This is a genomic window from Achromobacter kerstersii, assembly GCF_902859595.1.
GTDB lineage: Bacteria > Pseudomonadota > Gammaproteobacteria > Burkholderiales > Burkholderiaceae_B > Achromobacter > Achromobacter kerstersii.
Genome location: NZ_CADIJQ010000003.1, coordinates 454,617 through 477,560 on the forward strand (window position 1 = coordinate 454,617; position 22,944 = coordinate 477,560).

General features: G+C 65.1%; 18 protein-coding genes and 1 tRNA gene. 13 read left to right on the top strand and 6 right to left on the bottom strand.

The window, feature by feature from the left end; all coding sequences use genetic code 11:
* Positions 1-53: 53 nt before the first annotated feature.
* Positions 54-129: transfer RNA gene (locus HV765_RS13515), tRNA-Ala, on the bottom strand.
* A 68-nt stretch (positions 130-197) separates the two neighbouring features.
* On the bottom strand, positions 198-980 hold the full coding sequence (gene xth, locus HV765_RS13520) for an exodeoxyribonuclease III (protein WP_054426376.1): 783 nt from the start codon (positions 978-980) through the stop codon (positions 198-200).
* 275 nt (positions 981-1,255) lie between these two features.
* On the opposite strand from xth, the gene HV765_RS13525 reads away from it, so the two are divergent.
* A complete protein-coding gene (locus HV765_RS13525) occupies positions 1,256-1,471 on the top strand; it encodes a hypothetical protein (protein ID WP_054426150.1) in 216 nt (71 codons plus the stop codon).
* On the opposite strand, the gene HV765_RS13530 is transcribed toward HV765_RS13525, so the two are convergent.
* On the bottom strand, positions 1,472-2,275 hold the full coding sequence (locus HV765_RS13530) for a FadR/GntR family transcriptional regulator (RefSeq protein WP_175169976.1): 804 nt from the start codon (positions 2,273-2,275) through the stop codon (positions 1,472-1,474).
* Positions 2,276-2,685: 410 nt separating this feature from the next.
* On the opposite strand from HV765_RS13530, the gene HV765_RS13535 reads away from it, so the two are divergent.
* Entirely contained in the window at positions 2,686-4,122 is a 1,437-nt protein-coding gene (locus HV765_RS13535) for an aldehyde dehydrogenase family protein (protein WP_175170028.1), read from the top strand.
* A gap of 113 nt (positions 4,123-4,235) precedes the next feature.
* Positions 4,236-4,940, top strand: coding sequence for a riboflavin synthase (locus tag HV765_RS13540; RefSeq protein ID WP_054426143.1), 705 nt, complete (start codon positions 4,236-4,238; stop codon positions 4,938-4,940).
* A 106-nt stretch (positions 4,941-5,046) separates the two neighbouring features.
* Here HV765_RS13540 and HV765_RS13545 read toward each other — a convergent pair whose 3' ends face one another.
* Positions 5,047-6,540 (bottom strand): M81 family metallopeptidase, encoded by a 1,494-nt coding sequence (locus HV765_RS13545; protein ID WP_175169977.1) that lies wholly within the window; start codon positions 6,538-6,540, stop codon positions 5,047-5,049.
* Positions 6,541-6,835: 295 nt separating this feature from the next.
* Between HV765_RS13545 and speG the strand changes: the two genes are divergently transcribed.
* A complete protein-coding gene (gene speG / locus HV765_RS13550) occupies positions 6,836-7,420 on the top strand; it encodes a spermidine N1-acetyltransferase (RefSeq protein ID WP_006218930.1) in 585 nt (194 codons plus the stop codon).
* A gap of 34 nt (positions 7,421-7,454) precedes the next feature.
* Here speG and HV765_RS13555 read toward each other — a convergent pair whose 3' ends face one another.
* Positions 7,455-9,980: a heavy metal translocating P-type ATPase gene (locus HV765_RS13555; protein WP_338077801.1), complete on the bottom strand. Its 2,526-nt coding sequence runs from the start codon at positions 9,978-9,980 to the stop codon at positions 7,455-7,457.
* Between the two features lie 98 nt (positions 9,981-10,078).
* Between HV765_RS13555 and cadR the strand changes: the two genes are divergently transcribed.
* From cadR to lpdA, 9 genes are all read left to right on the top strand, one after another.
* Entirely contained in the window at positions 10,079-10,513 is a 435-nt protein-coding gene (gene cadR, locus HV765_RS13560; RefSeq protein WP_054426138.1) for a Cd(II)/Pb(II)-responsive transcriptional regulator, read from the top strand.
* A 125-nt stretch (positions 10,514-10,638) separates the two neighbouring features.
* The gene (locus HV765_RS13565; RefSeq protein ID WP_054426136.1) at positions 10,639-11,232 is read left to right on the top strand and encodes a nitroreductase family protein; all 594 of its coding nucleotides are present in this window, start codon (positions 10,639-10,641) and stop codon (positions 11,230-11,232) included.
* 16 nt (positions 11,233-11,248) lie between these two features.
* A complete protein-coding gene (locus HV765_RS13570) occupies positions 11,249-11,767 on the top strand; it encodes a sigma-70 family RNA polymerase sigma factor (protein WP_175169978.1) in 519 nt (172 codons plus the stop codon).
* Positions 11,764-12,732, top strand: coding sequence for a FecR family protein (locus HV765_RS13575; RefSeq protein WP_175169979.1), 969 nt, complete (start codon positions 11,764-11,766; stop codon positions 12,730-12,732). Before HV765_RS13570 ends, HV765_RS13575 begins: the two co-directional genes overlap by 4 nt.
* Positions 12,733-12,797: 65 nt before the next feature.
* Positions 12,798-15,203: a TonB-dependent siderophore receptor gene (locus tag HV765_RS13580; RefSeq protein ID WP_175169980.1), complete on the top strand. Its 2,406-nt coding sequence runs from the start codon at positions 12,798-12,800 to the stop codon at positions 15,201-15,203.
* Positions 15,204-15,408: 205 nt separating this feature from the next.
* Positions 15,409-16,641, top strand: a complete 1,233-nt coding sequence (locus tag HV765_RS13585) for a 3-methyl-2-oxobutanoate dehydrogenase (2-methylpropanoyl-transferring) subunit alpha (protein WP_054426129.1) — start codon at positions 15,409-15,411, stop codon at positions 16,639-16,641.
* Between the two features lie 2 nt (positions 16,642-16,643).
* The gene (locus HV765_RS13590; RefSeq protein ID WP_054426127.1) at positions 16,644-17,687 is read left to right on the top strand and encodes an alpha-ketoacid dehydrogenase subunit beta; all 1,044 of its coding nucleotides are present in this window, start codon (positions 16,644-16,646) and stop codon (positions 17,685-17,687) included.
* Between the two features lies 1 nt (position 17,688).
* Positions 17,689-19,095: a dihydrolipoamide acetyltransferase family protein gene (locus tag HV765_RS13595; RefSeq protein ID WP_175169981.1), complete on the top strand. Its 1,407-nt coding sequence runs from the start codon at positions 17,689-17,691 to the stop codon at positions 19,093-19,095.
* 2 nt (positions 19,096-19,097) lie between these two features.
* Positions 19,098-20,501 carry a dihydrolipoyl dehydrogenase gene (lpdA, locus tag HV765_RS13600; protein WP_175169982.1) on the top strand — a complete coding sequence of 468 codons (1,404 nt, stop codon included), beginning with the start codon at positions 19,098-19,100 and terminating at the stop codon, positions 20,499-20,501.
* A gap of 45 nt (positions 20,502-20,546) precedes the next feature.
* On the opposite strand, the gene HV765_RS13605 is transcribed toward lpdA, so the two are convergent.
* Positions 20,547-22,604, bottom strand: coding sequence for a PEP/pyruvate-binding domain-containing protein (locus HV765_RS13605; protein WP_175169983.1), 2,058 nt, complete (start codon positions 22,602-22,604; stop codon positions 20,547-20,549).
* Between the last annotated feature and the right edge of the window lie 340 nt (positions 22,605-22,944).

The following is a 22,944-nucleotide window of genomic DNA, read 5'->3' on the forward strand; positions in this document are numbered from 1 at the left end:
ACAAAAAAGCCTTGGAACACGTTGTGGTGTCCAAGGCTTTCTTGTCTGGAATTTGGTGGAGCGGAGGAGGATCGAACTCCCGACCTTCGCATTGCGAACGCGACGCTCTCCCAGCTGAGCTACCGCCCCATTGAAGCAAGAGCAAAACTATACCTGAACTTTAAAGCGCCGTGCAATACGGCGCCAGGCAAAAATTTTCAGACGAATTCCAAGGTCGCGACGACGGGCGCGTGGTCCGACGGCTGCTCGTTGCGGCGCGGTTCCTTGTCGATCACGCAGGCGACGCAGCGCTTGACCAAGGGGGCCGACAGCAGGACGTGGTCGATCCGCAGGCCGGCGTTGCGGCGGAAGGCGAATTGGCGGTAGTCCCACCAGGAAAACGACTTTTCGGGCTGCTCGAACAGACGAAAGGAATCGGTCAGGCCCAGGTCGATCAGGCCTTGCAAGGCGGCGCGTTCCGGTTCGGACACCAGCACCTGGCCTTCCCATTTTTCGGGGTTGTGCACGTCTTCGTCGGCGGGCGCCACGTTGTAGTCGCCCAGCACGGCCAGACGCGGGTACTGCTTGATCTCGTCGGCCAGCCAATTGCGCATGGCGTCGAACCACGCCAGCTTGTAGACGTACTTGTCGGAATCCAGCGACTGCCCGTTGGGGCAATACGCGCACACGACGCGCACATCGCCTTCGGGGCTGGGGAAAGTCAAGGCCAGCACACGCTGCTGCGGGTCTTCATAGCCGGGAATGTTGCGCACCATGGACGTGCCCGGCACGCGCGAAATGATGGCGACGCCGTTATACGTCTTCTGACCGGCCCAGACGGCGTGATAGCCGGCTTCCTTGAAAGCGTCTTCGGGGAAGTTTTCGTCGGTGAGCTTCAGTTCCTGGATGCACAGCACGTCGACAGGATTGGCGGCCAGCCAGTCCAGCACTTGCGGCAGGCGCACCTTCAGAGAGTTCACGTTCCAGGTGGCTAATTTCATGTTCTGCGTAGACCGTTTGTTGATGCGGTTCTCAAAGGCGCCGCCTTCCAAAAACCCGGTCTAGCTACGTATCTGGCTACGAATCTGGCTATTCATCCGGGGCGTGACCGGCGGGCGCCGGGATAAGGGCAGATGATACCTGCTCGTGCGGCGGCAAGGGCGCCGGGGCATGCGAAGGGAAGTGGGGGCGTGATTGCGTCCTATATTGCCTTCTTGATAGGCCGCAGTTCGATGAAACTGACTAGACTGCCTGAACGTTTCAAATGGAGGAGCCTATGAAGACTTGGCCTTTGCAGGACGTTCAAACGCAGTACGCAGAATTTGTTGACGACGATGTATCAGCAGGTCCGCAACGCCTGATCGCAGGCGGCTTCAAACCGTCGGCGGTGGGCGCGGCGCCTCCAAGACTGGCACTGATGGCGCCCCGACCAACGCTTAAGTCGCTCTTGCTGACCGACTTTGCGCGCACAGAACATTTGGTGCCCGCCTGATCACCCCTCCGACCCGCTATTCAACATCCGGCTCTTCGCCTTTTCAATATGCGCGCGCATGACGTTACGCGCGCCGTCGGCGTCTTGTTCCTGAATCAGCCGATAGATATCGCGGTGTTCGTCAATGGCGGCGCGGGTGCGTTTCCAGGGTTCGCTGTGGACCAGGTGGCGCATGACGTTGACGGCGTGGCTGACGTCGTATTCCAGCGATTTCAGCACTTGCACAAAGCGCTGGTTGCCGGTGGCGGCGGCGATGGCGCGGTGGAAGCCGTAATCGTGGTGGTGCGCGATGGCGCCTGACGCGTCGGCTTCTTCGTAGCCGGTCAGCATGCGGTCCATTTCGCGCAGGTCGTCGGCGCTGCGGCGCAGGGCGGCCAGGTAGGCGCATTCCGGTTCGATCACCATGCGCAGTTCCAGGCCTTCCAGAATGTGGCCGACGCGGCGTGCCGGGTCGATGGCGGGCATGCCGCCCATCAGGTCGGGCTTGGCGCGCACATAGGTGCCAGAGCCGCGAATGGAATCCACCAATTGGTCTTCGCGCAGCCGGTCCAGCGCTTGCCGAACCACGGGGCGCGATACCTCGAACAACGCGGCCAGTTCCAGTTCCGTGGGCAGCTTGTTGCCCGGTGCGATCTTGCCGGTGGCAATCGCGTAGAACAGGCTTTCATACACGCGCTCGGCAAAGCGTTCGGCGCGCACATAGCCCAGGCCCGACGCCACTTCGGCCAGCACGTCCAGTTCGGGGCGGGGGCGGGCGGCTGCCTCCAGCAGGGATTCCAGCTGCGGGTCACGCACATTGCTCATTGGGGCGCGCTCTTCTATTAGTGAGTTGAAGCCGGTCCATCAATAGGACCGGGCTTGTCAGTCTTCCGAACAATCCCTGCGTCGTCGTAAATGGCTGAAATATCAGGGATTACCCGTATTCATATCCAAATATCCCGAAGCTTAGGACAAAAGCTGTCAATTCAATTGACAAGTTATAGGGGGCTCCCGTAACTTGCCATCAAACCACATCAGCCGCGCCTTTGACGCGCGGACGGCGTAACCGGCCTGCCGGGTACGCCGGGAGACACCACACAAATCCCCACAGCAATCCCTCTTATGGGCACCCGCACACACTTCGCTTTCCGGCACCTTGCTTCGTGCCTGGGAGGCTGCGCGCGCGTCGGCGCCTTTTCCGCAACTGGCTATTCGGCCGCTACTTTACTCCGCACATCGTGACTCAGAAGAACTTTATCGCCAACCAATGGGTGGCCTCGGCCACCGGTGAAACCATTCCCGTCCTGAACCCGTCCGATGGCAAGCCCTTCGAGTCGATCGCCCGCTCGGGCGAGGCGGATGTCGACCGCGCCGTCACGGCTGCCCGCCAGGCGTTTGAAGGCGAATGGGGCCAGATGGCGCCGGCTGCGCGCAGCCGTTTGCTGATGCGTATCGCCTTCGCGTTGCTGGACCGCCAGGAGGAATTGGCGCAACTGGAATCGGCCGATACGGGCAAGCCCATCAAGCAGGCCCGTGCGGATGCCGCCGCCGTTGCGCGCTACTTCGAGTTCTACGCCGGCGCTGTCGACAAGCTGCACGGCGAGACCATTCCCTACACCCCGGGCTTCACCGTGCTGACCGTGCGCGAAGCGCATGGCGTGACCGGCCACATCGTGCCCTGGAACTACCCGTTGCAGATCTTCGGCCGCAGCGTCGGCGCGGCGCTGGCCGCGGGCAATGCCTGCGTGGTCAAGCCCGCCGAAGACGCCTGCTTGTCGCTGTTGAAGCTGGCCGAAATTGCCGCCGAAGTGGGCCTGCCCGCGGGCGCGTTGAACATCGTGACCGGTTATGGCCACGAAGCGGGCGCGGCGCTGTCGGCGCACCCGGGCATCGACCACATCTCGTTCACCGGTTCGCCGCAGACGGGCAAGATGGTGGCCCACGCGGCGGCCGAAAACCATGTGCCGGTGACGTTGGAACTGGGCGGCAAGTCGCCCCAGGTGGTGTTTGACGATGCCGACCTGGACGCCGCCATGCCGGTGCTGCTGGCCGCCATCATCCAGAACGCCGGCCAGACGTGCTCGGCTGGCAGCCGCGTGCTGATTCAGCGTGGCGTTTACGAAACGGTGATCAAGCGCTTGTCGGAAGCCTTCGCGGCCACCGTCACGGGCCCGGCCGCGCAAGACCTGGACGTCGGTCCGCTGATCAGCGGCCGTCAACACGACCGCGTGCGCGGGTTCCTGGCGGAAGCCGAAGCCGAAGGCCTGAAGGTTGCTGCGCGCGGCCAGCTGAAGGACGGCGCGCCGGAAGCGGGCTACTACCAGCCGCCCGTGCTGTTCCGCGACGTGCCGCCCAACAGCCGTCTGGCGCAGGAAGAAGTGTTCGGCCCGGTGCTGGCCGCCATGGTGTTCGACACCGAGGAAGAGGCGCTGGAAATCGCCAACGGCACGCTGTACGGCTTGGTCGCGGGGGTCTGGACGCGCGACGGCGCCCGTCAGATGCGGTTGGCTCGCAAGTTGCGCGCCGGCCAGGTGTTCATCAATAACTACGGGGCGGGCGGCGGCGTGGAGCTGCCGTTTGGCGGTTCGCGCCAGTCGGGCTACGGCCGCGAAAAAGGCTTTGAGGCGCTGTACGGCTTTACGACCTTGAAGACCATCGCCATCCGTCATTGATGGCACGCGGGGTGGCGCTCGCCACCCGCGTCCAGCGGGGCGGCTCCTGGCAAAATATCGGTTAACGTTGATGTTTTGCTTCAGGGGCCTGCCGCCCCGTTTTCAGGAACCGTATGTTCACCGGTATTGTTCAAGGCACCGCGACGATCGCGAAGATCGCGGATCGCGAAGGCCTGCGCACCTTCACGCTGGATTTTCCCCCTGGTTTTTGCGTTGATCTGGCCATCGGCGCCAGCGTGTCGACGGACGGCGTCTGCCTGACCGTGACCGAGCTGCTGTCGGACAACCAGGCGACGTTTGATGTCATGCTGCAAAGCCTGGCCATTACCACGCTGGGCAGCTATGCCGAAGGCGATCGCGCCAACGTCGAACGCGCCGCGAAAGATGGCGCCGAGATCGGCGGCCACCCCTTGTCCGGCCATGTGGACTTCACGTCTGAAGTGGTGATGGTGAAGTCGTCTGACACCAACCGACTGATGCGCTTCAGCATCCCCGAACCCTTCCGCAAGTACGTGTTCGCCAAGGGCTATATCGCCATCAACGGCGCGAGCCTGACCGTGTCGGAAGTGAACCGGGCGGAAGGCTGGTTTGAAGTCTGGCTGATTCCCGAAACCCGCCGCATGACGGTGTTCGAGGACAAGCAGGTTGGCGACTTCGTCAACATTGAAATCGAACGCAGCACGCAGGTGGTCGTGGACACCGTGCGCGAAACGGTGCAGGAAAGCTTAGGCAAGTTGCAGCCCTTGCTGGAAGCCATCCTGAAGGAAAAAGGCCTGACCCTGGAAGACTTCGTCAGCCCCCAGGGCAAGCTGAAGTAAGACGTGATCCGGGGCCACGGCCGGCCCCGGAGTCAAAGCCCAGGGCAGGTCGCAGAGGCTATGGCCATCCCTGACAGCGCTGGAATCCACGCTTACGCCAAACCCGTCAGCCCTCGAACGGCTGACCTTGCGGACGCACGCGAATGCCCGGCTGCAAGCGCGTCCACGGCAGATCCGCCGGGTCTGCCTGCATCGGCCCCGGCGCTTTGGCCACCAGCACCTCATGCGCGATGGGCTGGAAGTCGGCGCGGAAATGCACCGAGCTTTTCACAACCAGAATCCCCATTTCCTCGGGCTGCACGCCGCCCACGCGGAACAGGTTGCGGTCCAGCATCTGCGCCTTGCTGGAGCTGACCACGACGCGCACGCCGCCAATCCGCAGGCCAGCGACCGCGCCCAGGTCTACATCCATGCCGTGCATCATCGGGCCGTCAAAGCGCAGCTTGCCGGGCGATAGCGTTTCGACGACGAAGTCGCCAGTAAAGGCGGAGTCGCCCGGCACGCCCGATTGCCCGCCCAGTTGCAGCGTGACCGTGCTGCCGATGCCAGCCGCGGTGGCGGTGCGCACGGCCTCGGGGTCGTAGAACAAGCCCAACGCGGCGTTCTGCGCATTGGCTTCGACCAGCGCGCGCAGCATGCCTGTGGTGTTGGCGTCCCCACCCGCGCCGGGGTTGTCTTGCGTGTCCGCGATCACGACAGGGCGGGATGCGCCGGCCGCCAGCGCCTGCGCGCGCCGCACGGCTTCGGCGGGTTCAAGAAAGTCGGGCGACCACTGCGGTTCCAACTCCAGCACCTGGCGGTACAGCGTTTCGGTGACCTGTTCGACCGCCGCCGCGTCGGTGCCATACGCCCACACCACGGGACCACATTCCGGAAAATCCGCCGCCGGAAAACCCGGCGCAAATGAGATGGAGGCAACCCCTGGCGTTTGCTCCAGCTGCGCCAGCGTGTCGTACACGCCTTGCGACGGTTGCAGCATCGTGCACATGCCGTTGATCGGAATCAGGAAGGGCAGGCGGCGTTCGCTGCGCGCCCATTGCTTGCCCGCGGCGATGCGGGCCAGCAGCAGCCGGGCCGCGTGTTCGCCGGTATCGGCCATGTCCACGTGCGGATAGGTGCGGAAGGCGGCCAGCGCGTCGGCCTCTTGCAGCATCTGCGCAGTGACATTCGCGTGCAGGTCCAGGCTGGCCACAACCGGTACGTCCGGCCCCACGATTTGCCGCACGCGCGCCAGCAATTCGCCTTCGCCATCGTCCAGGTGTTCGGTGACCATCGCGCCGTGCAAGTCCAGGTAGACGGCGTCGTAGCGGCCCGCCCGAGCGGCGCCCAGGATTTCGCCCGCGATGCGCTCAAAGGCGTCGCGCGTGACATGCGCCGAGGGGCTGGCGCCCGCCCAGATCACCGTGTGCACGGTATGGCCTTGCGCCTGGATGGCGTTGATGAAACCGCCCGCTGGAATATTGACCGAGCGCAGCGCCAGCATGGCTTCGCCGCGCACCATGGCAGGGAAGCCCTCGCCGCGAACAAAGTTGCCATACCCCGCCTTGGACGGCGCAAAGGTATTGGTCTCGTGCTGGAAGCCAGCCACCAGGATGTGCATGTCGTTTCCTCTCGGTCTTGAGTCCGTGGATTCAGGGGTCCGGGAATTATTGGAGACGACGCCGGGATCAGCAATAGCGGCGCGCTGTTTTGTTTGATCAGCGGACGGCCGGTTTCAGCGACGTATGGCGTTACGCTTTTGAGACATTCTTTAGGTTTAGATCAAGCAATACCAATGCTTTCCAGCGTCTTCTGGTCTAAGACCCGCATAAACACTCAAGAAAATTCTGAATTTCCCATGTGACGGGCGTTTTGGGGCGGCTTCGAATACAATGACGCCACTTTCGGAGGTTTCTATGTCGGTCATATCCGATATCAAAATACGCCCCCTGGAGCGCGGCGACCTGCACTTTGTGCACAAGATCAACAACAACGACGTCATCATGCGTTATTGGTTCGAAGAGCCTTACGAGGCCTACGACGAACTGGTCGCCCTTTATGACCGCCACTTGCACGATCAGAACGAGCGGCGCTTCATCATCGAGCACGACACCGGCCAACCCGCCGGCCTGGTGGAACTGGTGGAAATCGACTACATCCACCGCCGTGCCGAATTCCAGATCATCATCGCGCCCAGCTATCAGGGCCGGGGCTACGCCAAGGCGGCAACCCGCATCGCGGTCGGTTACGCATTCCGCGTGCTGAACATGCACAAGGTCTATCTGGTCGTAGACAAAGACAACACCGCAGCCGTGCACGTGTACGAGCGCTGCGGCTTTCAGATCGAAGGGCTGATGAAGGAAGAATTCTTCTCGAACGGCGCCTATCGTGACGCTTACCGCATGGCGCTGCTGCAACACGAGCACCTGCGCGATGTCGGCCCCGGCGCACCGGATGCGCCCGTGCTGCGCGACTGGCCGCAGGAAGAACAAACGGGCTGACTAGGCCCGTCCGTCTCATTCCTGAAAGCTTGCGTCAGTCTGCCGCGCGCAGCAGACGCAGGCCGTTGGCCACCACCAGCAGGCTGGCGCCCACGTCGGCGAACACCGCCATCCACAGCGTGGCGTTGCCGGTCATGGCAAGCGCCAGGAACACCACCTTGATGCCCAGCGCCAGCACGATGTTCTGGATCAGCACGCGGTGCGTGGCGCGCGACAAGCGCAGGAAGGTGCCAATTTTCCGCAGGTCGTCATCCATCAAGGCCACGTCGGCGGTCTCGATCGCCGTGCCGGTGCCTGCCGCGCCCATCGCAAAGCCGATGTCGGCGCGCGCCAGCGCAGGCGCGTCGTTGATGCCGTCGCCCACCATGCCGACCTTGCCCGGGGTTTTGCCTTGGGGCGCCAACTTGCTTTCGATGGCGGCCAGCTTGTCTTCGGGCAGTTGATCGCCACGCGCTTCGTCAATACCTACCTGCTTGGCAATGGCTTGCGCCGTGGGCGTGTTGTCGCCCGTCAGCATCAGCGTGCGCACGCCCAGCGCATGCAGGTCGGCGATGGCGGTGGCGCTGGTGGGCTTGACGGTGTCGGCTACGGCGGCAAGCGTCAGCACGCGCGTGCCGTCGGTCAGCGCGATGGCGCTTTTGCCTTGGCGTTCCAGCTCGTCCAGGCGGGCTTCCAGTTTGTCGGTGGACACGCCAAGTTCACGCATCAGGCGGCGGTTGCCCAATTGATAGGTCACGCCATCCAGCGTTGCACTGACGCCGCGGCCGGGCAGGGCGGTGAAGGCGCCGACTTCCAGCAAGGTCTTGCCGGCCTCGCGCGCGGCGTTGGCCACGGCGAGCGACACGGGGTGGTCGGACCGGGCCGCCAAGCTTGCCGCGATCAACGCAGCCGGCTGGCGGGGGGTGTCGGACACGTCCCAATCTTGCAGATCGGTTTGCACCGGCTTGCCGTGCGTTAGCGTGCCGGTCTTGTCCAGCGCCAGCCATTTCAGGTTGCGGCCTTCTTCCAGATACACGCCGCCCTTGACCAGAATGCCGCGCCGCGACGCTGCGGTCAGGCCGCTGACGATGCTGACAGGGGTAGAGATCACCAGCGCGCACGGGCAGGCGATGATCAGCAGCGCCAAGGCGCGGTAGATCGCGTCAAACCAGGGCTGCGCCCAAAGCAGCGGCGGCACCACGGCCACCAGCACGGCCACGCCCACTACGGCGGGCGTGTAGATGCGCGAGAAGCGGTCGATGAAGCGCTGGGTGGGGGCGCGCGCGCCCTGTGCCTGTTCCACGGCGTGGATGATGCGGGCCAGCGTGGTGTTGCCGGCCGCAGCCGTAACGCGATATTCGAACGAGCCGGCGGCGTTCACCGTGGCGGCGAAGACGGGGTCGTCCTGCGCCTTTTCCACGGGCAGGCTTTCGCCGGTGATGGGCGATTGGTCTACGGTAGAGCTGCCGCTGACGATGATGCCGTCAGCCGCGATGCGTTCGCCGGGGCGCACGCGCACCACGTCGCCCACCTGCAATTGCGCGGCGGGTACGTCCCGCCACGTGCCATCCGCCTGGCGGACGGTGGCCGTTTCGGGCGCCAGGTCCAGCAAGCCACGGATGGCGTTGCGGGCGCGGTCCAGTGAACGCGCTTCGATCAGCTCCGCCACGTTGAACAGGAACATCACCATGGCGGCTTCGGGCCACTGGCCGATCAGCACCGCGCCGGTGACGGCGATGCTCATCAGCGCGTTGATGTTCAGGTTGCCGTTGCGCACGGCGATCCAGCCCTTGCGATAGGTGCTGACGCCGCACGCCAGAATCGCGGCGACAGCCAGCGCCGCCGTCACGGCCAGCGGCCAGCTTGCAAAGTGCGAGAGCTCGGACAGGGCGGCCAACAGGCCTGAACCGCCAATCAGCCACCAGTTCACCGGCTTGGCGCCGGGCGCGGGCGTGCCGGCCGCGCCATCGGCAAGCGGCTCGGGCGTCATGTCCAGCGACTTGATGGCGGCCACGATGCGGTCCAGCGCGCCTTCGGCGTGTACCACCGTCAGCACGCGCTGCATCAGGTTGAAGTCCAGCGCATGCACGCCGTCCAGCCCGTCGAGCTTTTTGCGGATCAGGGTTTCTTCAGTGGGGCAGTCCATCTGGCCGATGCGCAGGCGCGCCAGCACCTGGCCAGGGCCGGCGCTGAGGGTGGCCGTGCCAGAGGCGGATGCCGTGAAGCCCTGCCCGCCGTGGTCATGCCCGCAGCAGGCAGCCGCGGCATGTGACTGCGCGGGGGCGTGATTGTGATTGTGGCTGTGACCGTGGCTGTGGTCATGGCCGTGAGCCGCATGGTCGTGGCCCGCATGCCCGTGGTCCGCATGGGCGTGGCCGGCATGCCCGTGGCCGGCATGCCCGTGGCCCGAGTGGCCGTGGTCGGCCTGTTCGTGGCCCGCATGGTCATGACCTGCATGCTCATGCGCGGCGTCTTGCCCCGTTTCCTTCTTCTGCCCGTGTGCATGCCCATTTCCGCCGCAGCAGGCGTCGCCCTGCGTTGCAGGGGAGGGCTGTTGGGATTTGACCGGAGGAAAAGCCATCGTTCTTCGCCTTGTTGAATCGGATGCTGGCATTGCACACCTTGGAGTTACTATAGGGTCAAGCCCAAATTTCAATCGGATGAGATCCAGGAGGCACGATGCGTATCGGCGAATTGGCCACAGCGGCCGGCACGACGGTCGAGACCGTCAGGTACTACGAAAAGGAAGGGCTGTTGCCCGCGCCCGACCGGGGCCTGAACAATTACCGCAGTTACGGGCAACCCCATCTAGAGCGTCTGCGGCTGATCCGCAACTGCCGGGCGCTGGACATGACGCAGGACGAGATCCGCGCCATTCTGTCCCTGGCCGACAACCACCAGACGGGTTGCGGCCCCATTAACGAACTGTTCGACGAACACATCTCGCACGTGGATGAGCGCATCGCCGAATTGCTGCAATTGAAGGGCCAGCTGACCGAATTGCGCCAGCGCTGCCTGTCGGCGCGGCCCGACGCGGAAGACTGCGGCATCTTGCACGGCCTGTCTGAAATGCAGGTTGAAGAACGCCAGGAACGGCACACGCACCTAGGTTGACGCCTAGGCGGAATCCGGCCCCAAAGTGGGCCGGATGTCCATGCTCGAGGCCGGGAGATACCCGACCCGGCTGCCGCCATCGATTAATATGAGAATCTATCTCTTTCACATTTGCGCCAGAATCAATGACCGCCACTTCTACTGCGACCCCGCTGCACGCCCTCACCACGCGCCGTTCCGTCAAGTTTCTGCGCGGCCCGGCGCCCAAACCCGACGAACTGGAACAGATCCTGCAAGCCGCCATGTCGGCCCCCGACCACGGCGCGTTGCGTCCGTGGCGCTTTGTCGTGATCCAGGGCGAAGCCATCGGCAAGCTGGCCGATGTGGCGCTGGAAGCGGTCAAGCGTAGCGGCGACCCGCGCATGACGCCCGAGAAAGAAAAATCGGTGCGTGAATGGATGGCTGGCGTGCCGCTGTTCGTGGCCGTGGCGCAGAAGATCGCGCACGACAACACCAAGATCCCCGAGCACGAACAATTGCTGGCCACGGGTTGCGCCGTCATGAACATCCTGAACGCCACCCACATGCTGGGCTATGGCGCCTTCTGGAGCACGGGCGTGGGCACCTACGTTGAAGACGTGCAGAACGCGCTGGGCCTGGATTCGCTGGATTACCGCTTCCTGGGCTATCTGGCGATTGGCACCCCGGCTTGCGCCGTGCCGCCCGCCAAGCGCCCCGACTTCCGCGACTTCGTCACGGAATGGACCGGCCCCGTCTAAGCCCTGCCGTTTTGCCATGACCGCATCCACGCAGCCTCCGGAGCATTCCGCCGCCGAGCTGTATGACGCCCACCATTCCTGGTTGCAGGAGTGGCTGCGGCGCCGGTTGGGGTGCCGCCATGATGCGGCAGATTTGGCGCACGACACGTTCGTGCGCCTGCTTGCTGGCAGGCACACCGACCCCATTCGCGAACCGCGCGCATTCCTGACCACGTTGGCGCAACGCACGCTGTTCAGCTTCTGGCGGCGCCGGGAATTGGAACGCGCGTATCTCGACAGCCTGGCCGGCTTGCCGCAAGCCAGCGCACCCAGCGAAGAAAGCCGCGCGCTGGTGCTCGAGGCCTTGATGCACATCGACCGCGCCTTGCAGCGCTTGCCGCTGAAGGCGCGCCAAGCCTTCCTGTACAGCCAGCTGGATGAACTCAGCTACGCCGAAATCGCCCAGCGTATCGGCACGTCGGTGATCACGGTGCGTCGCTATATGAAACAGGCCATCACGCTTTGCGTGGCGGCGCGCTTGTCTTTGCCCGTATGACGGCCCCGGCGTTGCCTGCCGATCTGGAATCGGCCGTGGACTGGATGGTGCTGCTGTCGTCTGGCAGTGTGGCCGCCGCCGACCGAACCCGGTTTGAGCAGTGGCGGCAGGCCGACCCCCGTCACGCCGCAGCGTGGGACACCGTCAACACCGCCGTCAAAGCGTCGTTTTCCATGCTGGAAAGAGGCGAGCAGCGCCAGGCGGCCGGCGCCGCCTTGCTGACCCCGCCCGCCCGGCGAAGGATGTTGCGCAATGCGCTGGCCCTGGCGCTGACGGCAGGCGGCGTCGCCGCATTGGCCGACCGCCAAACGCCCTTGCGCACGCTAAGCGCCGACCTGCGCACGGGGACCGGCGAGCGTCGCGCCTACACCTTGGAAGATGGCAGCGAACTGACGCTGAATGCGCGTTCGGCCGTAGACGTGGACTTCAGCGCTGGCGTGCGCCGTGTTCGCCTGCGGGCAGGCGCGGTGTATGCACGCGTGGCTGCCGATGCCGCTCGGCCATTCATCGTGTCCACCGCCGACGGCGAAGTGCAGGCGTTGGGCACCGTCTTCAACGTGGCGCGCGCGGATGGCGCAAGCCTGGCCAGCGTAGTCGAGCACAGCGTTGAAGTGCGTGCGGGCGGCCAGCGCCGGGTGCTGCAAGCGGGTGAGGGCGTGCGGTTTGATGCGCATGGCCTGGGCCAGCCGGACGCCGCGCTGGCCGATGCCGCCGCCTGGCACGACGGCATGCTTGTCGTGCACGACGAACCGTTGGGCGTAGTGGTGGATGCGCTGCGGCCGTATCGGCGCGGCATTATCCGCATTACGCCAGAGGCCGCAAGGCTGCGCGTGTTGGGGGCGTTTCCGCTGGACGACATCCCGCGCACGCTGGAATCGTTGCGTCAGACGTTGCCGATCAGCATCAGCGCTGTGGGCGGATGGTTTGTCAGCATCGACCTGCGTGACCCCCGCGCTGAAAAATAAATGATCACTTTTGTGCGCGTCGTTGGACATCCCTCCTGAAACACCACACTGTTGCAGGAGCCTCCATGTTTCATCGCCACCCGCTGCGGCCGTTGACCGCCGCGCTGTTCATTGCCCTGGCCGCGCCCTACGCGCAGGCGCAATCTCAAAGCCAAAGCCAAACGCCGCCGCCCGCATCCGCCCGCGCCACCCTGCATTTTGATTTGCCCGCCGCGGCCTTGGGCGACACGCTGACGCGCATCGCACGCCAGAGCGGCCGCGCGGTGTCCGTTGACCCCGCCTTGGTCGCGGGCCGTACTGCGCCCGCCATCGCGGGCGATTACACCGCCGAAGACGCCGCGCGTCGTGCGCTTGCCGGTAGCGGTCTGGAACTGGCCGTCACCGCCAACGGCACGCTCAGCGCCCGGCGCGCACCCGACAGCACCACGATGCTTGAGCCCGTCCGCGTGACGGGTTCCATCGAATCGCCCACCGGGCATGTCGACGGCTACGTGGCGCAACGCGCGTTGTCCGGCACCAAGACCGACACGCCCTTGATCGAGACGCCGCAATCGGTGTCGGTCGTAACCAGCGATCAGATCCGCGTGATCAAGGCGGGGTCGGTGGCGGATGCGCTGGGCTATACGCCCGGCGTGTCGTCGCAATCCCCCGCCTTCAGCCGCATGGTCGATGACCTGATGCTGCGCGGCTTCAACGTAGCGGCCGGCAACTCCGGGCAATTGCGCGACGGCCTGAAACTGCAATCCAGCGTTTACGACGGCGGCCAGGAACCCTATGGCCTGGAACGCGTCGAGGTGCTGCGCGGCGCGTCCTCGGTGCTGTACGGGCAGCTTAGCCCCGGCGGCGTGGTCAACAGCGTCAGCAAGCGGCCATCGGCCGACACGCTGCGCGAACTGAATCTGGACGTGGGCAGCTATGGCCGCCGCCAGGTGTCGGGCGACTTTACCGGCGCGCTGTCCGAGGACGGCGCGTGGACGTACCGCTTGACGGGTCTTGCCCGCAACGCCGACAACTGGGTGGACCACGTGCCGGACGACCGGACCTATCTGGCGCCCGCGCTGACGTGGCAGCCGTCGGCCGCGACCTCACTGACCTTGTTGGCCAGCTATCAGCGCATCCGCACACGATTCGCTGCGCCCATGCCCGCCGCCAATACCTTGAACGGCCAGATCCCGCGCGACCTCTTCATCGGCGAACCGGATTTCGACCGCTACGACACCGACACCTACACCATCGGCTATGCCTTCGAGCACGCCTTCAACGACCGCGTGAAACTGCGCCAAAGCGCCCGCTACTTCACGGCCGATGGCAACTGGGATTACTTGAGCTTCGGCGCGTTGCAGGCCAACGGCCAGACCCTGCGGCGCGGCGTGGTCAGCCGCAACGAACATTCGTATGGCGTGGCCACCGATACCTCGCTGGAGCTGAAGCTGGACGGCGGCCCCTTGCAGCACACGGTGCTGGCGGGCTTGGACTATTACCGCAGCGGCTACGACTCGCATCGCCATTCAGGCACGGTGGCGGCGCTGGCCGACATCTACCACCCCGTCTATGGCGCGGTGCCCGTGCTGAACACCGCCGCCGACTACGGCATCAACACGCGTTCCGATTCGCTGGGCCTGTACCTGCAAGACCAGATCAAGATCCAGGACAAATGGGTGCTGGTGCTGGGTGGGCGCCAGGATTGGGCCGATACCGATCAGACCAACTACGCCAACGGCGCCAAGACCCGGCTGCGCGACACGGCCACGACAGGCCGCGTGGGCGTCGTCTACCTTGCCGACAATGGCCTGGCGCCGTATGTCAGCGCCAGCCAGTCGTTTGCGCCAACCATCGGTGTGGACCGCGCGGGCAATGCCTTCAAACCCACCAAAGGCACACAGTACGAACTGGGCCTGCGCTACGAGCCGCCGGGCGGAAACATGCTTTACAGCGCGGCCGTCTACGACCTGACGCAGACCAATGCGTTGACGAGCGACCCGGCCGACGCCACCTATTCCGTGCAGAGCGGCCGGGCGCGCTCGCGCGGGCTGGAGCTTGAAGCAAAGGCGCGGCTGGGCGCCATGAACCTGACGGCCAGCTATGCCTATACCGACGCGCGCACCACGCGCAGCACCGTGCCGTCGCTGGTGGATCAGCGCATCGCACTGGTGCCGCTGCACAGCGCCTCCGTCTGGGCCGACTACAACCTGACCGCCGCCGGCGTGGCCGGGCTGACCGTGGGCGCGGGCGTGCGTTACGCCAGCTCGACGAACCTGCCCGGTTACCCCGCCAATGTGCCGGGCCAATTCCTGGTCGACGCCATGGCCGCCTATGACTTCGGCGCGCTGGACCCGACGCTCTCGGGCCTGTCGTTGACGGTGAACGCGCGCAACCTGTTCAACCGCGGCTACCTGGCATGCGCGGGCGCGACGGGCTGCCGTTATGGCGACCCGCGCACGCTCTATGCCACCCTGAGCTACCGCTGGTAAACCAGGGAAAAACCCCTAGTGCGATGCGGGTCAGCAGCACGGCTGACCCGCCTCAACGAGCCTGTCCCCTGTGCTAATCTCGTCGACGGCCACGCATATTTATCCCTATGCGCGGGCCGACGATGGCAGCGCTTAGGGTCACACGCCTTTGGCAATGTCTTGGTAGGAAGAAAACGCGTGACACGATCAAGCGTGGAGACAAAATATGAGCCAATATGGGCCGTTGAAGTTGCACGTCCCCGAGCCTACAGGGCGTCCGGGTTGCAAGACTGACTTTTCCTATCTGCATCTTTCGCCGCCCGGCGAGGTGCCCAAACCCCCCATTGATGTTGCCGCGGTTGATACCGGCGCCTTGGCGTACAGCCTGGTCCGGGTGATCGACGACGACGGCCGCGCGGTCGGCCCCTGGGCGCCCGAGATCAGCAACGATATGATGCGCGCCGGCATGCGGGCCATGCTGAAAACGCGCATCTTCGACGGGCGCATGCTGACCGCCCAGCGCAAGAAGAAAATCTCGTTCTACATGCAGAGCCTGGGCGAAGAAGCCATTGGCTCCGCCCATGCGCTGGCGCTTGAGCAAGGCGACATGTGTTTCCCCACCTATCGCCAGCAAAGCCTGCTGCTGTCGCGCGATGTGTCGCTGGTGACGATGATGTGCCAGCTGATGTCCAACGAGCGTGACCCCCTCAAGGGCCGCCAGTTGCCGGTGATGTATTCCGATCGCCCTAACGGCTTCTTCACGATTTCGGGCAACCTGGCCACGCAGTTCATCCAGGCGGTGGGCTGGGCGATGGCCTCGGCCATCAAGGGCGACACGCGCATCGCATCGGCCTGGATTGGCGACGGCGCCACCGCCGAAGCCGACTTCCATACCGCGCTGACCTTTGCGCACGTCTACCGCGCGCCGGTCATCCTGAACGTGGTCAACAACCAGTGGGCCATCTCGACGTTCCAGGCGATTGCCGGCGGCGAAGGCGCCACCTTCGCCGGCCGCGGCGTGGGCTGCGGCATTGCGTCGCTGCGCGTGGATGGCAATGATTTCCTGGCGGTCTATTCCGCCTCGCGCTGGGCCGCCGAACGCGCCCGCCGCAACCTGGGCCCGACCCTGATCGAATGGGTGACGTACCGCGCCGGTCCGCACTCTACCTCCGACGACCCTTCCAAATACCGGCCCGGCGACGACTGGGCGCACTTCCCGCTGGGCGACCCGATCGAACGCTTCAAGAAGCACCTGATCGGATTGGGCATCTGGTCAGACGCCGAGCACGACGCCGTGCGCGCCGAACTCGACGCCGAGATCGTTGCCGCCCAAAAGGAAGCGGAAAGCTACGGCACCCTGGTGGACGGCCACGTTCCCAGCGCCGCCAGCATTTTTGAAGACGTCTACAAAGACATGCCGGAGCATCTGCGCCGGCAGCGCCAGCAGCTCGGAGTTTGATCATGGCCATTGATAACAACGCTGGTCCGGCCTCTGCGCCGATGACCATGATCCAGGCTTTGCGCTCGGCCATGGATGTGATGCTGGAGCGTGACAACAACGTGGTGGTGTTCGGCCAGGACGTCGGCTATTTCGGCGGCGTGTTCCGGTGCACGGAAGGCCTGCAAACCAAGTACGGCAGCTCGCGCGTGTTCGACACGCCCATCTCCGAAGGCGGCATTGTCGGCGTCGCGGTGGGCATGGGCGCCTACGGCCTGCGGCCTGTGTGCGAAATCCAGTTCGCTGATTATTTTTACCCGGCGTCCGATCAGATCGTGTCGGAAGCTGCGCGCCTGCGTTACCGCTCGGTGGGCGAATTCATTGCCCCGATGACGATCCGCATGCCTTGCGGCGGCGGCATCTACGGCGGGCAGACGCACAGCCAAAGCCCCGAAGCCATGTTCACGCAGGTGTGCGGGCTGCGCACGGTGATGCCGTCCAATCCGTATGACGCCAAGGGCTTGCTCATCGCGTCCATCGAGAACGATGACCCGGTGATCTTCCTGGAACCCAAGCGGCTGTATAACGGCCCGTTCGACGGCCACCATGACCGGCCCGTCACGCCATGGACCGGCCGGCCCGGCAGCGTGGTGCCCACGGGTTACTACACCGTGCCGCTGGATTCCGCCGCCATCGTGCGGCCGGGCAATGCGCTGACGGTGCTGACCTATGGCACGACCGTGTATGTGTCGCTGACAGCCGCCGAAGAAACCGGCATCGACGCCGAAGTCATCGACCTGCGCAGCCTTTGGCCGCTGGATCTTGAAACCATCGTGAACTCGGTGAAGAAGACGGGCCGTTGCGTGGTGGTGCACGAAGCCACGCGCACGTGCGGGTATGGCGCGGAATTGATTGCACTGGTTCAAGAGCATTGCTTCCATCACCTGGAGGCGCCTGTGGAGCGCGTGACCGGTTGGGACACTCCCTATCCGCATGCGCAGGAATGGGCGTACTTCCCCGGTCCGCGCCGGGTCGGCGAAGCGTTCAAACGCGCGATGGAGGTGTGAGATGGGGATTCATATCATCAAGATGCCCGACATCGGCGAAGGCATTGCCGAGGTCGAACTGGTGGGCTGGCACGTCAAGGTGGGCGACACCGTCGCCGAAGACCAGCCGCTGGCCGACGTGATGACGGACAAGGCCACGGTGGAAATTCCATCGCCGGTCGTGGGCAAGGTGATTGCGCTGGGCGGCGACGTGGGCCAGGTGATGGCCGTGGGCGGGGAGTTGATTCGCCTGGAAGTGGAAGGCGAGGGGAATGTGCGCGCCGGGGCGGGCGCACCGCCGAAGCCTGGCGCGCCGGGACAAGGCGCGGACCCGTCCGCAACGCAAACCGCTACCCAGGCTGCAACGCCAGGGGCAACGCAAACGCAGACGCAAACGCAAACGCCTGCCACGAAGTCCGCGGGCGGCATCGCCGGCCAGATTGCGGCGTCGATGGCGCCCGCCGCGGCGTCCGCCAAACCGCAAGCGGCGCGCTCGTCATTCGCTGCTTCGTCCGCCACGGGCGGCTCGCCGTCCGTTCCCCGTCAGCCCGGCGACAAACCGCTGGCCTCGCCCGCGGTACGCAAGCGCGCGTGGGATCTGGGGATTGAATTGCGTTTCGTCGCGGGCAGCGGTCCGGCCGGCCGCGTCATGCACGAAGACCTGGACGCCTATCTGCAATCGCAAGGGGCGGGCAACGCCGCGCGCGGCGGCACGGCGTATGTCGAACGCCACGACGAAGAGGCGGTGCCTGTCATCGGGCTACGCAGAAAGATTGCGCAGAAGATGGCCGAGTCCAAGCGCCGCATTCCGCACTTCAGCTACGTCGAGGAAATCGACGTGACGGAACTGGAAGACTTGCGCGTGCAGCTCAACCAGAAATGGGGCGAGTCGCGCGGCAAGCTGACCTTGCTGCCGTTGCTGGCGCGCGCCATGGTCGTAGCGCTGCGCGACTTTCCGCAGATCAATGCGCGCTATGACGATGAAGGTGGCGTGGTGACGCGTTACGGCGCTGTGCACATCGGCATCGCCACGCAAAGCGAAGGCGGTCTGATGGTGCCGGTGATGCGTCACGCCGAAGCGCGCGACCTTTGGTCGATGGCGGCCGAGATCGGCCGGCTGGCGCAAGCGGTGCGCAGTGGCACGGCCGGGCGCGACGAGCTGTCCGGGTCCACCATCACCATCACCAGCCTGGGCCCCTTGGGCGGCATCGTCACGACGCCGGTGATCAATCACCCCGAGGTCGGCATCGTGGGCGTGAACCGTATCGTTGAGCGGCCGGCCTTCCGCAATGGCGCCGTGGTGGCGCGCAAGCTGATGAACCTGTCGTCGTCGTTTGACCACCGCGTGGTGGACGGCATGGACGCGGCGCGCTTCATCCAGGCGGTGCGTGCGCTGCTGGAACAACCCGCGCTGCTTTTCGTGGAGTAAGCATGAGCCAGATCACAAAGACAACGACCTTGCTGGTGATCGGCGGCGGCCCCGGTGGGTACGTGGCCGCCATCCGCGCTGGCCAATTGGGCGTGCCGACCCTGCTCGTCGAAGGCGCGCAACTGGGCGGCACCTGCCTGAACATCGGCTGCATTCCGTCCAAGGCGCTGATCCACGCAGCCGAGGAATTCGACAAGGCGCGCCACTACGCGGGCAAGTCGGCGCTCGGCATTTCGGTGGCGACACCCGCCATCGACATCGCACAGACGGTGTCGTGGAAGGACGGCATCGTCGGCAAGCTGACGGGCGGCGTTGGCGCGCTGTTGAAGAAGAACGGCGTGGAAGTCGTGCAGGGCTGGGCCAGCCTGCTCGACGGCAAAACCGCCGAAGTCACGACCGCAGACGGCAGCACCTTGCGCATCCAATGCGAACACCTGTTGCTGGCGGCCGGGTCCGAACCCACGCCGCTGGTGTCGATGCCGTTTGGCGGCATCGTGGTGTCGTCCACCGAAGCCTTGTCACCCACGTCCATCCCCAAGCAGTTGGTGGTGGTGGGCGGGGGTTACATCGGCCTGGAGCTAGGCACCGTGTACCGCAAGCTGGGCGCAGAAGTCGCCGTAGTGGAAGCGCAGGACCGCATCCTGCCGACCTACGACGCCGAACTGACCAAGCCCGTTGCCGCCGCCCTGGTGAAGATGGGCATGGCGCTGCACGTCAGCCGCAAGGTGTTGGGCTTGAACGGCGCGGGCGATGCGGTGCGTATTCAAGACGCGTCTGGCGCCGAAACCCTGTTGCCGGCCGACCGCGTGCTGATCGCCGTGGGACGCCGTCCGCGCACGCAGGGCTGGGGGCTGGAAAGCCTGCAACTGGATCGCAAGGGCAACGCGCTGCGAATTGACGACCAATGCCGGACGTCGATGCGTGACGTCTGGGCCATTGGCGACATTGCCGGCGAGCCGATGCTGGCGCATCGCGCGATGGCGCAGGGCGAGATGGTGGCCGAATTGGTGGCGGGCAAACGCCGTCACTTCCACCCGGCCTCTATTCCCGCCGTGTGCTTTACCGACCCTGAAGTGGTGGTGGCGGGCCTGTCGCCGTCGGAAGCGGAAGGCGCAGGGCTGGACTGCCTGACGGCATCCTTCCCGTTTGCCGCCAATGGCCGCGCGATGACGCTGGAGTCCACCGACGGCTTTGTCCGCGTGGTGGCCCGGCGCGACAACCACTTGATCGTGGGCTGGCAAGCGGTGGGGCGCGGCGTGTCGGAATTGTCGACGGCGTTTGGCCAGTCGCTGGAAATGGGCGCCACGCTGGAAGATGTGGCGGGCACCATTCACGCGCATCCGACTTTGGGTGAAGCGGTGCAGGAAGCAGCGCTGAAAGCGCTGGGCCACGCGCTGCACATCTGATTCGGGTTGGGCTGATCGATGATCGGCCGGTAGCCGCAAGTGCTGCTACCGGCTGCCATCGACGTACGGCCGGGCCTGCAAGACGATGATGTTGTCGCCTTGCACGGCCCATTCGATATCCTGATCCACATTGCCCAAGCGCAGCTTGATCTGGTTGCCCACGGCCGCCAGCCTCGCAACGAGCGCATCATTCAGCACTTGTCTTGATCCTTGAATCGGCACCTCGCGCACGCCACCCGCGGCGTCGGCCACCAACTGCGTGTCCTCGGCCGATCGGCTCAGCACCTGCACCGCCTTGGACCAAGTGGAATACATCAGCTGTTCGGCCTGGCGCTTGCCTTCCACCACCTTGATGCCCAGCCCGCGCTTGGCGGAAATGTACGTGACGTAGCGGCGCGACGCATCAAAGGGGTCACGCGTGATCATCACGCCCGAGCTGTCTGATGCGGCCGCCTGCTGCACCAGCACCGCCATCACCACGCCATCCTGGCCGATACCGGCCGCGCGCCGCGCCTCATAGGCTTCGAAGTTATAGACCGACGCCCATACGGTTTGCACGGCTTTTGCCAACGCGTCGGCCTGCGTCACGTTGGGTACGGTGGTGTACAACCCTGCGCCGCTGAAGCCGGGCAGGTCTTCGGAATTGGACGAGCTGCGCACGAACACGCCGCGCCCGTGCAATTGCTTCGTCCAGCGTTCGCGCCACGCGGCGGCAAGCGCGGCGTCGGGCGGGGCCTGGATGATGTCTTGCCGCAATGCCGCCAATTCGACGCGGCGCACGTTGGCGTCCCGGGCGAAGTCGGGCCGTTGTTCCAGCGCGGCGATGCGTGCCGGAATGCCAAGTTGCTTGATGAATGCCGCGTACTGGGCGAATGGAATGCAGAAACCATCCGGCACGCTGGCCAGCGGCGGCAGCGCCGATTTCAGTGCGCCCAGGTTGGCTGCCTTGACCCCGCAGTACCGGCTGTCGCGCGTGGCCATGCCGGTCAGGGGTTTCAGCGCGCGCACCGATAGATCGGGTTTGGGCAGGGCGGCGGCTTTGGGCGGGTCGTTGGGTTTGCCGTCGGGTTTGGTCCCGGGCGTTGGGTCGGGTTTGGCCTGCGGCTTGGCGATGGGCTGCACCTGGTAGCCGTTGCTGTTGACGGTCAGCTCTACCCACTGGCCGTCATACTGGCGCAGCGCCGAGACGGCATCGCGCACGTAAGCGTTGGGAATGCGCCAGCCCTTGGCCAGCAGGTTCACATGCGACAACAAGGTGGACGGCCGCTGCGTGACCAGGCCCGCGACCGGCGAAATGGCGACAGGCACTTCGTCCAGCACCACGATATCGGTGGGCGCCAGATCCGGCGTGTCTTCGACCGACTTCACGATGCGAAGACGGCCCTGCGCACGGCCGGTGTTCAGCGGCAGAAACGTCTGTTCGCGCAACAGCGCCTCTTGCGTCACCAAGGCCAGCCCGGCGGTTTGCGCCGTCTGCTCTTGCGTCGTGGAGTTCGCCTTGAAGCGCACGGGGTCGTAGAACGTGGCGCGCAGCTTGTCTTCGGTCAGGCGCAACAGCGCGGGCGTGACGCGGTCGCCTTCCCAGAACTCGTAGGTGTAGCCGGGCAGATCGCGCTGCCAGCTCAGGGTGCCGAACAACAGACGCCGGTCGGGGTCTTTGTACTGGGCAATCAGCGTGGCCTTGTCCGCGTCCGGCAGCAACCGGCGTTCGCGCGCAAAGTTCTCGTGCAGCGTATAGCGCGGCGTGTCGATGTAATAGATGCGGTCGCCGTGACGCCGGTCAATCACGAACAGCACATGCGGAATCTCAAGCGGCGTGCCAGCGTTATAGACGCGCGCCAGCTGCTGGAATTCCGCCTGCGTGCGAATCTGGTTCAGATACGCCGGCCCGCCGTGCTTGGCATCTTCCGCTTGTTTGGCGGCCCGCTCGTCCGGGCGCAGCGGGCGGGCGTTCTCATAGGGAGAAGGCTTGCGTGCCGTCTGCGCCTGCGCGGCCGGGTGGATGCTGGCAGCCAGCAGGCCAAGGGCTGTCAGAACGATCAGGCTGGGGCGGCGCAACGGGCGTAGCGCGTGAAGGCGGCGGGTGGCGGGCGATAGGCGCATGAAGGGGGCGCAAAAAGGGAGCAAACAGGGGGCGCAAAAAGGGGGCGCAAAAAGGGGAGGCGAGATGGGGGCGCAAAAAAGGGGCAGGTCGCAAAGAGTTGCGATGATATCGGAGCCCCTGGCCCGGCCCGTAGTCGGATGTGACCGGATGTGCCCATTCCTGTACGAATCGCCTTTCGCGCCTTGACGCGCTCTACGCGCCTCAAGCGCCTCAAGCCCCTCAAGCGCCTTACAAAATACCCAGTTTCAGTGATACGCGGCCGCAAGCGATTCCCGTGTAATCCACCCCTGGCAATAAGCCGCGCCGGCGGCACGAGACCCAGCCCGTTTCTGCACGCGC

What these genes read in the sequence shown, in the direction of transcription:
- xth (WP_054426376.1), bottom strand. Translation starts at nt 980, where the DNA reads ATGAAATTAGCCACCTGGAACGTGAACTCTCTGAAGGTGCGCCTGCCG.
- HV765_RS13525 (WP_054426150.1), top strand. Translation starts at nt 1,256, where the DNA reads ATGAAGACTTGGCCTTTGCAGGACGTTCAAACGCAGTACGCAGAATTT.
- HV765_RS13530 (WP_175169976.1), bottom strand. Translation starts at nt 2,275, where the DNA reads ATGAGCAATGTGCGTGACCCGCAGCTGGAATCCCTGCTGGAGGCAGCC.
- HV765_RS13540 (WP_054426143.1), top strand. Translation starts at nt 4,236, where the DNA reads ATGTTCACCGGTATTGTTCAAGGCACCGCGACGATCGCGAAGATCGCG.
- HV765_RS13545 (WP_175169977.1), bottom strand. Translation starts at nt 6,540, where the DNA reads ATGCACATCCTGGTGGCTGGCTTCCAGCACGAGACCAATACCTTTGCG.
- speG (WP_006218930.1), top strand. Translation starts at nt 6,836, where the DNA reads ATGTCGGTCATATCCGATATCAAAATACGCCCCCTGGAGCGCGGCGAC.
- HV765_RS13555 (WP_338077801.1), bottom strand. Translation starts at nt 9,980, where the DNA reads ATGGCTTTTCCTCCGGTCAAATCCCAACAGCCCTCCCCTGCAACGCAG.
- cadR (WP_054426138.1), top strand. Translation starts at nt 10,079, where the DNA reads ATGCGTATCGGCGAATTGGCCACAGCGGCCGGCACGACGGTCGAGACC.
- HV765_RS13565 (WP_054426136.1), top strand. Translation starts at nt 10,639, where the DNA reads ATGACCGCCACTTCTACTGCGACCCCGCTGCACGCCCTCACCACGCGC.
- HV765_RS13570 (WP_175169978.1), top strand. Translation starts at nt 11,249, where the DNA reads ATGACCGCATCCACGCAGCCTCCGGAGCATTCCGCCGCCGAGCTGTAT.
- HV765_RS13575 (WP_175169979.1), top strand. Translation starts at nt 11,764, where the DNA reads ATGACGGCCCCGGCGTTGCCTGCCGATCTGGAATCGGCCGTGGACTGG.
- HV765_RS13580 (WP_175169980.1), top strand. Translation starts at nt 12,798, where the DNA reads ATGTTTCATCGCCACCCGCTGCGGCCGTTGACCGCCGCGCTGTTCATT.
- HV765_RS13585 (WP_054426129.1), top strand. Translation starts at nt 15,409, where the DNA reads ATGAGCCAATATGGGCCGTTGAAGTTGCACGTCCCCGAGCCTACAGGG.
- HV765_RS13590 (WP_054426127.1), top strand. Translation starts at nt 16,644, where the DNA reads ATGGCCATTGATAACAACGCTGGTCCGGCCTCTGCGCCGATGACCATG.
- HV765_RS13595 (WP_175169981.1), top strand. Translation starts at nt 17,689, where the DNA reads ATGGGGATTCATATCATCAAGATGCCCGACATCGGCGAAGGCATTGCC.
- lpdA (WP_175169982.1), top strand. Translation starts at nt 19,098, where the DNA reads ATGAGCCAGATCACAAAGACAACGACCTTGCTGGTGATCGGCGGCGGC.
- HV765_RS13605 (WP_175169983.1), bottom strand. Translation starts at nt 22,604, where the DNA reads ATGCGCCTATCGCCCGCCACCCGCCGCCTTCACGCGCTACGCCCGTTG.